The organism is Paenibacillus catalpae (genome assembly GCF_900112695.1).
GTDB lineage: Bacteria > Bacillota > Bacilli > Paenibacillales > Paenibacillaceae > Pristimantibacillus > Pristimantibacillus catalpae.
Map to the genome: position 1 here is coordinate 1,089,320 of NZ_FOMT01000002.1, position 12,556 is coordinate 1,101,875.

At 50.9% G+C, this 12,556-nt stretch carries 10 protein-coding genes; 6 read left to right on the forward strand and 4 right to left on the reverse strand.

Annotated features, from left to right (window positions below):
- Nucleotides 1–80: 80 nt before the first annotated feature.
- Together BM200_RS12495 and BM200_RS12500 are read left to right on the forward strand one after the other, a co-directional pair.
- Nucleotides 81–2,255, forward strand: coding sequence for a hypothetical protein (locus BM200_RS12495; RefSeq protein ID WP_091185669.1), 2,175 nt, complete (start codon nt 81–83; stop codon nt 2,253–2,255).
- Nucleotides 2,256–2,291: 36 nt separating this feature from the next.
- The gene (locus tag BM200_RS12500) at nt 2,292–4,298 is read left to right on the forward strand and encodes a GxGYxYP domain-containing protein (RefSeq protein WP_175532844.1); all 2,007 of its coding nucleotides are present in this window, start codon (nt 2,292–2,294) and stop codon (nt 4,296–4,298) included.
- 32 nt (nt 4,299–4,330) lie between these two features.
- Here the strand turns inward: BM200_RS12500 and BM200_RS12505 are convergent, their stop codons facing one another.
- On the reverse strand, nt 4,331–5,242 hold the full coding sequence (locus BM200_RS12505) for an AraC family transcriptional regulator (protein WP_091185675.1): 912 nt from the start codon (nt 5,240–5,242) through the stop codon (nt 4,331–4,333).
- Between the two features lie 179 nt (nt 5,243–5,421).
- Here BM200_RS12505 and BM200_RS12510 point away from each other — a divergent pair, with 179 nt between their 5' ends.
- A complete protein-coding gene (locus BM200_RS12510; RefSeq protein WP_091185677.1) occupies nt 5,422–6,159 on the forward strand; it encodes an SDR family oxidoreductase in 738 nt (245 codons plus the stop codon).
- A 51-nt stretch (nt 6,160–6,210) separates the two neighbouring features.
- On the opposite strand, the gene BM200_RS12515 is transcribed toward BM200_RS12510, so the two are convergent.
- Nucleotides 6,211–6,963: a DeoR/GlpR family DNA-binding transcription regulator gene (locus BM200_RS12515; RefSeq protein ID WP_091185679.1), complete on the reverse strand. Its 753-nt coding sequence runs from the start codon at nt 6,961–6,963 to the stop codon at nt 6,211–6,213.
- A 181-nt stretch (nt 6,964–7,144) separates the two neighbouring features.
- Between BM200_RS12515 and BM200_RS12520 the strand changes: the two genes are divergently transcribed.
- The gene (locus tag BM200_RS12520) at nt 7,145–8,731 is read left to right on the forward strand and encodes a hypothetical protein (RefSeq protein WP_175532845.1); all 1,587 of its coding nucleotides are present in this window, start codon (nt 7,145–7,147) and stop codon (nt 8,729–8,731) included.
- Nucleotides 8,732–8,837: 106 nt separating this feature from the next.
- Nucleotides 8,838–9,971 carry a zinc-dependent alcohol dehydrogenase gene (locus BM200_RS12525; protein ID WP_091185681.1) on the forward strand — a complete coding sequence of 378 codons (1,134 nt, stop codon included), beginning with the start codon at nt 8,838–8,840 and terminating at the stop codon, nt 9,969–9,971.
- Nucleotides 9,972–10,060: 89 nt separating this feature from the next.
- Here the strand turns inward: BM200_RS12525 and BM200_RS12530 are convergent, their stop codons facing one another.
- A complete protein-coding gene (locus BM200_RS12530; RefSeq protein ID WP_091185683.1) occupies nt 10,061–10,960 on the reverse strand; it encodes a hypothetical protein in 900 nt (299 codons plus the stop codon).
- Nucleotides 10,961–10,996: 36 nt separating this feature from the next.
- On the opposite strand from BM200_RS12530, the gene BM200_RS12535 reads away from it, so the two are divergent.
- Nucleotides 10,997–11,308 (forward strand): antibiotic biosynthesis monooxygenase family protein, encoded by a 312-nt coding sequence (locus BM200_RS12535; RefSeq protein WP_091185684.1) that lies wholly within the window; start codon nt 10,997–10,999, stop codon nt 11,306–11,308.
- 120 nt (nt 11,309–11,428) lie between these two features.
- On the opposite strand, the gene BM200_RS12540 is transcribed toward BM200_RS12535, so the two are convergent.
- On the reverse strand, nt 11,429–12,166 hold the full coding sequence (locus tag BM200_RS12540; RefSeq protein ID WP_091185685.1) for an MBL fold metallo-hydrolase: 738 nt from the start codon (nt 12,164–12,166) through the stop codon (nt 11,429–11,431).
- Nucleotides 12,167–12,556: the final 390 nt, after the last annotated feature.

The window sequence follows — 12,556 nt, forward strand, 5'->3', positions numbered from 1 at the left end:
AGCTGGCTAAACAGGGGGGAAGGCGTAACGGCTCCCTCCTGTTTTATTTCCAAAAATTACGTTAAAGGAGATGTTTTCCGATGATCAGAAGAATCCGGCAGGAAGAATTAACAGGCTTCCAGGAGGGCGGGCCCTATCATCCTTCCTATGATTTGCAGACAGACTTCGTTATGGTGTATGGCATTCACGGGGATTTTCAGGAACGGATCCGGACCTGGAAGGAAAAAGGCTATGTCGTTCATCTGATGACCGGCGTATCCTGGGGCGGCTATCAAGACTACCTGAATGGCAAAATTGATGGCAGGCCGCATTGGGACGAAGCGCAGAAAAACCGCCGCTATGAAAATATCATCCACGGCACCTCCGTGGACATCCCTTATATGGTCCCGACTATCGCTTATGCCGATTATTTGACGGAACGGATTCGGATCGCCGTGGATGCCGGAGTGGAAGCCATCCATTTGGAAGAGCCGGAGTTTTGGGTGGAAGGCGGTTATTCGGATGCCTTCAAGCGGGAATGGGAGATCTATTACCGCGAGCCTTGGCAGGCTCCGCATTCTTCCGTAGACGCCCAGTACCGCGCTTCGAAGCTGAAGGCTTATTTGTATACGCGAACCCTTGACCGGATCTGCAGCATGCTTAAGGAATATGCGATGCAAAAGTACGGCCGCCTTATTCGGTTTTATGTACCAACGCATAGCCTTATTAACTACACGCAATGGAGAATTGTAAGCCCGGAATCGAAGCTGCTCGAGCTTCCGGGAATTGACGGCTACATCGCGCAGGTATGGACCGGAACCGCGCAAACGCCAAATGTGTATAACGGCGTCCGCAAAGAGCGCACGTTCGAAACGGCTTATCTGGAATACGGCATTATGCAGGAGCTTGTACGCGGCACCGACCGCAGAATGTGGTTCCTTCATGATCCGATTGCCGATGATCCGAAGCATACCTGGAAGGATTACCGTACCAACTATATCCGTACATTGGTCGCTTCCCTCCTGCATCCGCATGTCAGCCGTTATGAGGTATGTCCTTGGCCAAGACGGATCTATCAGGGAGAATATCCGAGAGAAGGCGGCAGCGGCAAAGAGAGAATTCCGGCTTCGTATGCAACGGAGCTGCAAACTATTCTGAATGTGCTGGGCACAATGGAAGGGCAGGATGCGGAATGGCTGACGGACAGCCTGCAGGTTGGCCTGCTGCTTGCCGACTCGGCGATGTACCAGCGGAACCATCCGGATTGGAGCGAGGAGGCCACTTCGTTCAAATATGACGGGACCGAAGTCGCGTCTGCATTGGGCAGCGAATTTATGGAGCTGCTTGACTGGTCGCCTTTCTACGGTCTTGCGCTGCCGCTTCTGAAGCATGGTGCTGCCGTCCGTCCGGTGCAATTGGACAATGCCGGAAGATTCCCGGGTTATCTGGATGATTATCGCGTGCTGGTACTCAGCTATGAATATATGAAGCCGGAATCGTCCGGACTCCACAATGTACTGGCGGAATGGGTGAAGGAAGGCGGTACGCTGATCTATGTCGGGGACGGAAGCGATGACTTCCATGGCGTTCGCGAGTGGTGGAATCAAGGCGGCAAGAAATACGCTTCCCCGATGGAGCATTTATTCGCAAGTCTCGGGCTGGAGACAACGCTGGCACAGGGTTCATATGCCGTAGGTAAAGGCTGTTTAGCCTACTTGCCGCTACATCCTTCGCAGTGTGCCATCGATCCGGAAGCGGGCGAGCAGTTAAGAGAAACGCTAGAGTCCGCTCTCGCAAAGGTAGCCGTCAGTTGGGAGCGCAAGAATGGCATGGCTTTGCGCAGAGGACCTTACGTCATTGCTGCCGTGCTGGATGAAGCCATTACGGATGAGCCCTATGATTTGCGCGGCAAGTACGTCGATTTGCTGGATAAGGATCTGCCTGTCCTGGATCAAGTATCGGTGGCAGCCGGGGAGCAGGTCCTGTTATACGACCTCAGCCGAGCGGACGAGGGCGTTCAGCTGATTGCTGCCGCATCGCGGATTGACGATGTGGAACAGGGAGCTGGCGGCTTTACCTTCACGGCTTATGGACCGGATGGCATTCAAGCAGCGGCAAGGTTCCTCTGTCCTTGCAAGCCGCAGACGGTATCTATTGGGCAAGAAGGAGATTCTATTCGGATTCCGCTGGAATTCGTATGGGATGAGGGAAGCTCAACGGTGCTTTTGAGTTATGCGAATAATCCTTCGGGCGTAACGGTGAGGGTTATTTGGTAATGCCGTTATTTTAATAAGATGGGGGAGGAACTCCGGTTGAAACGCAAAATGGTATGGATCTCGCTTGCGGTGATCATCGTGGCGGCTGTATCCTCTTATCTGGCCTGGCCGGAAAAAGAGGCAGGAGGAGTCAGCTGGCCGGATAAGCAGGCCTTGCCATCCTTCCAGACGCCAGCGGATACGCTCGATCTGATCTACACGACGGACTACTATTATTATCAGGCTGAAGATGCGGGCTTTGGTCATGACACGGGCAAAGCGGATGGTGACGGCTGGACGGCAGAGGCCGGCACCGATGCCGGTAATAAAGCGATGCTCAAAGTCGAAGGCCGCACGGAAATTCCTGCAGGGCCAATCAAAGCGGTATTTAATATGCAGGTAGACAGCTTTGCGGACGAGGATGGTGTAGTGGCTGCGCTGGAAATCAGCGATCAGACGGCGGATAAAGTGCTGGCTTCCATGGAAATTCGCAACTGGGATTTCACGTTGCCTAATGCTTTGCAGACCTTTGAGCTGGAGTTTGAAGGACCAGGCGAAGGGCATGAGCTGGCATTCCGTGTCATGTGGACGGGCAAATCAACGCTGAAGCTGTTTGATGCGGGTGTATTCTGGCCGCAGCGCAAGGACGAGAACTTATTGTTCACCTCTTTAAAAGGTGTAGTGAATAAGAAGCAGCCGCGCATTTATTCGTATACGGACAATGTACGGGGATCAACCGGAACCTCCTGGCTGGATGCCATAGGGATGAAATATACCGAAGTGAAGGATAACTGGGAGCTGCTGGACAAATACCGGTCTGAGGTAAAAGGGCTTGTTGTTTACGATGACGAGCAGCCGGACACGATTAACCTCGCCACAACTATCGCAGGTTTGAAAGGCGGACTTGTTGTCCCGCCATCGCTTGTGGATAAGCTGACTGGCGCACCCTATAAGCTGCCGATCCTGGAGGATTTGCGAGGCAAATTCCAATCCAAGCTGGAAGTGTACAGCTATCTTCATGACCAATATTGGAAGCAAACCACGCATAAAGCCATCATTGGGCTTGATCCCGCGCTTCAGTCGTATTTGCGGGACTATGCCATGGGGATTGATGCCGCGGTTGTCTGGCTGAATCCGGCTAATGCCGATGAGGATGCGCTGCTGGACACGTTCCTGAAGGATATGCCGTATGGAACAGGGCTCTATCTTGGCTGGTGGCCGGATGAAGGAATGGGCGTCAAGAAGACCTCGGATTATGGGCTTGCTACGGTGGCAAGCGACTATTCCTCTAACTTAAGCGTATTCAGCGGTACTTCGCGTGCCATTGTGAAGCCGCAAGCTCCGGAGAAGCCGGCTCTTGAGAATAAAGTGTACGTATCCTTTATATTGAGCGACGGTGACAATCTCCAGTACATGGAGCATTTCTTCAAGAAGGTATGGGATTCGCCGAACCGGGGAGAAGTGCCGCTTGGCTGGACGGTCTCGCCTCTTATGCTGGATACGATGCCGGGCATATTGGATTATCTGTACCAATCCGCAACACCTAATGATGCGTTTCTCTCAGGACCATCCGGCGTTGGTTATACGTATCCGAACTTTTGGGAGAACGAGGAAGGCTTGGACCAGTTCATCAAACGCACCGATGATTATATGAAGCGGTCCGGGCTGAACGTTCTGACGGTATGGAACTATGTGAAGGGCGAGATCAAGCCGGAGGTGGGCGAGAAGCTTGCCGAGCATGCCCCGTCGCTGCTTGGTTTTACCTCCCAGTTCGGTACCGGCACTATCGGAGTCTACGGAAATTCGCTTCCGGGACAGGAGCTAAACGTTGCTTACGGCAGCGCGGAGAGCGACCTGACGAACGGTATCGCGGACGGCCTCAAGCGGTGGGACGGGAAGTCTCCGGCTTTTGTCTCCATACAGGCCAACCCTTGGCAGGTGAACTATCAGAATTTCGTCAATGCAATGAATCTGTACAAAGATAACAAGGACGTTGTATTCGTCCGGCCGGATGCGTATTTCCAGCTGATGCGGGAGAGCAAGGGGCTGCCGGTTAATCCATAGAGTAGCGCAAGCAGGGCCGTGACGATTCGTCGTCACGGCCCTGTTGTTGCTGTTGCGCGAAGCTCTTGAATATCCAGCGCAGGAGGCCGTCCATACATCCGTGCGTACTCCCGGCTGAACTGGGACGGGCTTTCATATCCAACGCGGAAGGCTGCTTCGGAGGCTTGAACCGTGTCCGTCAGCATTAAGCGTCTGGCTTCCTGCAAGCGCAGCGTTTTCTGATATTGCAGCGGACTCATTGCCGTTACGCGCTTGAAATGCTTGTGAAAAGCCGACGTGCTGAGGTTCACTGACTTTGCCAGCTGCTCGATCGCGAGCGGATTGGCGTATTGCCGGTTAATCATCTGAATCGCTTGGGCAATGCTATGCGAATGGCTGCCGATGACCGCGAATGGATGGATGAACGCGCCGTGCTCGCCTTGAAGGACGCGATACAAGATCTCGCGGATGAAAAGTGGTGCCAGAACCGGAATATCCTCCGGCTTGTTCATCAATTGCAGAAGCCTTACGGACGCTTCGAGCAATTCCGGAGATGTCCGGTTCATCGTTATACCGGGCGAGGCTTCTGTGGATATAGGACGGTCACTCTCTTTTACAATATCGAGAATAACATCGGGTTCGAAGCTCAGCTTCAAGCTTAAGTACGGAAGTTCAGGTGTTGCCTCAACGATCTTGCTGATAATGGGCAGCTCAGCGGCAATGACGACATAAGTCATAGGGTCGTACCGGTAGGTTTCGTCAGCTAATGTGGCCGTCTTCGCCCCTTGCGCGACTAGACAAAGGGAAGGCTTGTATACGGCTTCCAGCGGCTCTGACAAATGGGTTGCATGCATAAGCGACAGGTTGGGAACGGGTGTGGAATACGTACCGCTTGACGGAGCATGGCGACGAATTAAGTCCGCCATCTGCTGCAAGGCCTGCTCCATACGCAAAGTTTCGTTCATGGCTCATGAATTCCTTTCCGAAAAGGTGGTTATTGTTATTGTAGCGGGACAAAAGAGAAATAGGCAAGGAATGAATCGTTCTGTTCTAACGGCTTTGCCTTCATTCTCCCTATAATCAATGTTGTAGCCAAACAAAATGGATAACCAAAAAATATAATCCATGCAAAGGAGAATGGGAAATGAGTTTACAGGGAAAAGTCGCTATTGTTACAGGAGCTTCGAGAGGAATTGGACGTCAAATCGCCATCCAATTGGGTGAAGCCGGCGCCAAAGTAGTTGTTAATTATTCCTCCAATGGGGAAAAAGCGAATGAGGTCGTAAAGTTAATTGAGCAAGCTGGCGGAGAAGCGGCAGCTGTCCGCGGCGACATCAGCAAGGTGAGCGACGTGGAAGCTTTGTTCTCGGAGACGATTGGACAATTTGGTCGCATAGATGTCCTGGTGAATAATGCGGGCATTATGGAAACGACGATGATTACGGATGTGACGGAGGAGATGTTTGACCGGCAGTTCAATATTAATGTCAAAGGGACTTACTTTGCTTGTCAGCAAGCGATGAAATATATGGCGGGTGGCGGAACGATCATCAATTTCTCGACTTCCGTGTCTGGTGCAATGCTTCCGGCTTACAGCGTTTATGCCGCAACCAAAGGCGCTGTTGAGCAGTTAACCCGTCAACTGGCCAAAGAGTTTGCTCCAAAGGATATTATAATCAACTGCATAGCGCCGGGACAGGTGTCAACCGAATTGTTCCTAAACGGCAAATCCGAGGAGCTTGTGGATTCGTTCCGCCGGATGAATGCGTTTGGTCGCCTTGGCGAACCTGGTGACATCGCCAATGCCGTTGAGCTGCTCGTAAGCGACAAAGCCCGCTGGATTACCGGACAGACGATTCGCGTGAACGGCGGATTTAACTAATTAAAAAAGATCGCCTGTACCTGCTTGAGCCGGTGCCTGGCGATCTTTTTTCTATTGTTCTACCCGAACTCCTGCTTCACGGAAAGCGGCAGCCGTTTCTGCCGGCAGTCCTTTATCCGTAATAAGTGCCGTCAACTCGGACAGCCGAGCGAATGTGCGCAGCGCGCTGTGTCCAAACTTGTGATGGTCGGCCACGCCGTAGCATTCGCGGGCGGTTGCCATCAGCGCCTGCTTGAAATCAATCAAGTCCCCCGTGTAGACGGATAAGCCGTATTCGAGATGCACGCCTGTAGCGGAGATGAAAGCTTTGTTAATGTTCAGGCCGCGCACGTAAGCAACCGCTTCAGGACCCGCGAGTACATTGCGTACCCGGTAGCCGCCGGGGACGACGAGACGGACATTTTCCTTCGCCGCCAGCTCGCTGATCATGTACACATCATTTGTTATGACCGTCACAGGAAGGTCGCCAAGCCGCTTTGCGATTTCGAGCGTTGTACTGCCTCCGTCAAGCGCAATGATGTCATTCTTGGAGATGAACCGCAGAGCGGTCTCGGCAATATCGGTTTTTTCATCGGCATGCTTAACGAGCGGCTCCTTCACCGGGAGAATGCCAAACTGGTCGTTGTTGGCCAGTACCGCACCGCCATGCACGCGTCTTACCAGCCCCTGCTCCTCGAGCTTGGTCAGATCCTCGCGAATCGTCTTGCCGGTTACGTTCAATTTCTCGCTGAGCTCGGCCACCGTCACTTCCTTCTGCGTCAGCAGAACCTCCATAATGCTTTCATATCGGCGTAAATGGTTCATGTCTTGTTCATCCGTTCCCGTAAGATATTACTAGTATTGTAACGTTAGGCGTTTAGTCTCGTCTATCCCGAATTAGGTTTATATAGGTTTATATCCAAATTAATTAATGCGTATTCCTCTTATATGAACTAAAATAAACATAAATGAACTTTTGAAAGCCAGATGAAAGAGGTGTTCTTCCATGAATGGGCAACAGCAGCGCCAAACGGAGCTTATAACCATAATAGCGTTAAAAGCGCAGAACCAGCCTTTGCAAGGCAGCGGATTATGGTTCCATAACGATATTCGGGATAACTTCTACTACGCATCGTATTTGTTCGCAGCAGCGGTGAATGCTGAGACGCAAGTGATATTGGATAATCCATCGGATGCGAAAAAGACAGCGGAAGCCGTGCTCGCTAAAGTACTGAAGCTTCTGCAGGGAAATCCGGAGCAGCCGTTATACGGTCATTTTCCGCTCCATTTAAACCCTTCTCCTGAGCAGGCTCGCCCTCATGAGCTGCCGGTGGAGTTGATGGGCAGCTTGATGGCGTACTTTTATACCCGCTGCGAGAATGAGTTAAGTGAAGAGTTGAAAGAGGCGTTTAAGACGGCGTTAAAACATATTTATCTCGGAGGCTTTTACCGGAAGCCGCTGCAATTATTTAACCATCATGAAGCGAAATATACAGCTGCGAAAATCATATTTGGACAGCGCTTTGAGGACCGGGAGCTGCTCGAAGACGGCATTGCTTCTTTGAAGCGCACGATGGAGCGGGTAACGACACTAGGCATGCCCGAGTACGGGGCTTTGCCCTGGTTCTGGCATTGGGTTCAAGCGTTTACGTGTGCATGGGAGCTCGCGACCGAACCAGCAGTGAAGAAGCAGCTTGCTGATCTGCTGGATTACCTGTGGCAGGAGAGATCTTTATTTTATCTGAAGGGCGCATGGGCAGGGGCTCATTCCCGTGGATGGCCGCATGATGCGCCGGCTGACCGCAACGTGCTGCATGATTACGTGCAATTTGGGGATTTTCCGCTGGGCGAGGCGATGCCGCGTACGGAATATGCAGGTTTTCTGTGTTATCCGGCACCCGAGGATGCCCGTCGAAGAGCGCTGAATCGCGTGAAGCCCGTTGAAGTGAAAAAACAGATCATCAAGATTGATACCGGTGAAGAAATACCGCTTCATTCCTATGCGTATGTGACAAAGGATTATGCAGCCGGAGGCATATGGGAGCGGGTCAAGGAGTTTGATAATGAGCAAATCCGGTGGATGGTGTCCTTCCCGGTTACGGCAGATAACAGCGTGAATCAGCTGTACTTCTTCCATCCGGGAGAAGGGTATCGTGACGGTGATCACAGACATCAAAGCGACTATGCAGAGGTGCTGTACGACAAGAACAGGATACTGACAATCTTCCCGGTTCCGGAACATGCGGAGCAGCAAGAAATTATTGGCGTGCTCCCTAAAGGGACATGGCTGCAGGAAGAGGCAGGGCTGTTTGGTCAGGTGCAAAATTGCTTTATTGCCATCCTGTTGAAAGGCAGCTATTCCATGAAGGAACATGACGAATATCATCAAGTAAGGTTATTGGGTCAGCCTGCTGCGGTTGCAGTGGAAGTATGGGGACGGGAACAAGCCGAGGAGCTGGGCATGAACAGCCTGTCGGCACTGGTTGAACGTTTCCGCACGGCAAGTCTGACGCTGGAGCCGGAAGCTAAGCTGACTTACATGGGTGTCAGCAGCCCGACTATTCTGGAGCTTACTTGCAATCTAATCCAATGACGTGCAGGGAGAAGAGATTCCTATTAGGAATTCTTTCTCCTTTTTCATTGCATAATACAGGGGTGTCTTCCGTGGAGGCTACAATCAGATAAATAGAGGTGTCGCAATGAAAGCCGTAACGTATCAAGGCTCGCATTCGGTTAAGGTAAAGGAAGTACAGGATCCTGCTATTGAGAAACAAGACGATATTATTGTCCGCATTACAAGTACGGCCATTTGCGGTTCGGATCTTCATCTTTACCAAGGAAATATGCCATTGCCGGAAGGTTATATTATTGGACATGAGCCAATGGGATTCGTTGAAGAGGTAGGGCCGGAGGTTACCCGGGTGAAAAAGGGAGACCGCGTTGTCATCCCTTTCACGGTTTCCTGCGGCCAATGCTTCTACTGCAAGCATGAGCTTGAAAGTCAGTGTGATAACAGCAATCCGCATTATGATTCCGGAGGCTATTTCGGCTATACTTCGAAATTCGGCAATTACCCCGGTGGGCAGGCGGAATATCTTCGTGTTCCTTACGGCAATGTGATGCCGCTTGTGATTCCGCCTTCCTGCGAGCTGGAGGATGAATCGCTGTTATTCCTGTCGGATGTCCTGCCTACCGCCTATTGGAGCGTCGATAATGCCGGCGTCAAGAAAGGGGATACCGTTGTGGTGCTCGGCTGTGGGCCGGTTGGCCTGATGGCTCAGAAGTTCGCCTGGATGAAGGGCGCCAAGCGGGTTATCGCGGTTGATTATATACAGTACCGGCTGCATCATGCGAAACAAATGAATCAAGTGGAAACCTTCGATTTCACAAAACAGGCCGATATGGGCGAGCATCTGAAGGAGATCACGCATGGCGGCGCAGATGTTGTTATTGATTGTGTCGGAATGGACGGCAAGAAATCGCCGCTGGAGTATATCGAGCAAAAGCTCAAGCTGCAGGGCGGTACGCTTGGTCCGATTCAGATTGCGACCAAAGCCGTCCGCAAATGCGGAACCGTGCAAATTACAGGTGTGTATGGCGCCAATTATAATGCGTTCCCGCTTGGTGCTTTTTTTGCCAGAAATATTACGCTCAAGATGGGGCAGGCGCCAGCGCTCCACTATATGCCTGAATTGTACAAAAAAATCGTGGACGGTGAATTGGATCCGAAAGCGATCATCACGCACCGTCTCCCGCTCGAAGAAGCAGGCCATGGTTATCACGTCTTCAATAATCATGAAGACAACTGTATCAAGGTTGTGCTGAAGCCCTAGCCTAATCCTTTTCCGTACCTTGCTCCGGTTGGTCGTTAACGCTGTAACTTCCTTTAATGGAACAAGGTGCGGAATTTCCCCTTCATTCGTTATTCTAGCAATTCCCCCACCCAGCGGTAGCACAACTCAAGCTGTTCGTCTGTCACTTGGTCCGAGCGATGCTCGAACATGATTTTTACATCCGGGCTCTCACAGGTGATGATGCGCAAATACTGTTCAATCGGTGCCCAGCCTTCGCTCGGCCTTTGACTCTGCAGGACTGGCATACGGCTCTGCGTGATTTGCCCGTCTAAAATCTGCACATTGGACAGATGGATGGTGGCGGCAAACCTGGCATACTGCCGGAGGATGGTTTCCGCGTGGAAATGCGGGTCAATCCGGTCCTGAATGTACAGTCTGGCCGTATCAAGACAAAGCTTGATGCTGCTGAACGCTTCCAGTCGCTTCGCCAAATAATCATCTTCATAGATGTAGCGGTTCAGAGCATCAAACTCTAATACAGGCGTAAATCCGTACTTATTGCCCACGCGTGAAAGCCATTCGAACAAAGTATCGCTGTGCTCCTTAAACTCCTCGAGGGCATACTCGCTTTCATGCTCATATTCCTTCCTGTCGTCAAACCGCCAGCTTGTCCAATCTGCCCGGTCGTCAAGAATGACGGGCTTGGGATAATGGAACAGCACATAGTCCGCCTTTAGGATAGAGTGGATATAATCAAGCTCTTGCTGTACAAGGGAGTAGGCCTCCAGTCTTACGGCCTCTTCCTTCGCGAGAAACAAAGCGTCCCTGAGTGGAGAAACTCCGGAACGAAGCGGGTAGTGTATGCCGATCCGGAAGCCGGCGTCGCGGGATTCTTTTATTAAATTCGTCATATCCAATTCCTTTTGGAAAAGACAGGCTTCTATCCCGTAGAAGTCTGTTTTATAATCTCTGTTATACTTGCTGTAATCGAATTGCCCGTATTGTCCGATTAGAAACCGATGATTCATGCAGGTGATTACCCCTTTGCAAAGTGAGGAGATACGATGAGACTTGCTGACGGACCGTATTATGCCGTTATTTTTACCAGCCAGCGCACCGAAGGAGACAACGGTTATTCGGCAATGGCCGAACGAATGGATGAGCTCGCCCGAAAGCAGCCGGGATTTATTACTGCCGAAAGCGTCCGCGATGCTTCAGGCGCCGGAATTACTGTATCCTATTGGGAGAGTCTCGAAGCCATCCGCAGCTGGAAGCAGAACGAAGAGCATCTGGTTGCCCAAGAGAAAGGCAGATTGGCCTGGTACGAAAGCTATAAGGTGCGGATATGCAAGGTTGAGCGGGAATATTGCTTCTAGCTCTTCCCGGACTCAATTCAGGCATTATTCTCCATAATAAATGTCATATCCTTTTGCGTCATCATAAAAAGAGGCTGCTGTCACATCACAAGTTGTGATGGAGCTGCAGCCTTTTTCTCTTTATTTAAGGGAAGAGAGCTCAGCTAAACGTTCTTGCATCCCGCCTTTGTACCAACCGCCATGATAGCAGACAATAGCCTGAATATCGAAGTCGAGCAGTTTCGCGATGGAGGCTTGCGCGGTTTCCGGGTCAAGCGTTGTCGCAGGATCAGCCCCAAAGAGCTCGCCGTCTCTTACCGTTAACGCATCTCCCGCGATTAGAGTTCGTGAAGGCTCATGATATAGACTGATATGTCCCGGCGTATGGCCGGGAGTGTCAATAACCGTGATGCCACCGCATAACGGAATATAATGTCCGCCAACAAGCTCACGGTCTACCTTTGCTTTTGGCGGGTTTAGCATCATCCGTTTTAATCCGTTGCGGAAGGCTTCGGGCACAGAAGCCGGCATCCGATCGACGCTTGCTATCGCTTCATCGGTGAATCGGAGAAGCCTCTTCTCTCCCTGAATATATGGTTTCTCGAGAGGATGGGCTAATACTTCAAGGTCCGTAAGTGAAGTTAATTCCGGCAAATTGCCAATATGATCAATGTCCTGATGGGTGATCATAATATGGGTAAGATTTTCAGGAATTCCTCCGGCAGCCTTGATCTCGGCTTGAAGCTGAGAAAGCTGGGCAGGATAACCGGTATCCAGCAAAATTTGATGTTGTTCGTCCCATAGAAGAACGGGATGGACGGTATCTATCCGTCCCATGACAGGCGCGCTAATGGAGAGCATAGCGATATGAGCTTGCATAAAAGTCACACTCCTCGTACAAAATGAAGGGACCCGGCCGAGGTCATGTGACTATATTACAGACTTTAAAAAGCGGTGTAAATAGAAAAATATTATATTATAACACATAAATATTTATTTGTCAATACATAGTTTCTGGTCAAATGAACGTCAATGTTTGGCGGTTTATTCTTATCACCGCAAAGTGCAGGTTGCTTCGTGTTGAGTGCGACTATTGTACGTTTGTGCAACCATTAAAAATTTAAACGAGGAACAAGCTGCAAAGAGCAATCGACCGAAACAACCGGAGCATTCCCGCATACTTGGCTTGGTACTTGACTTTTAATTAAGTTGTAACTAAAATGGTTACAACAACGGGTGTTCTGTTGAGTTTGATCTTCACGGCAAGCG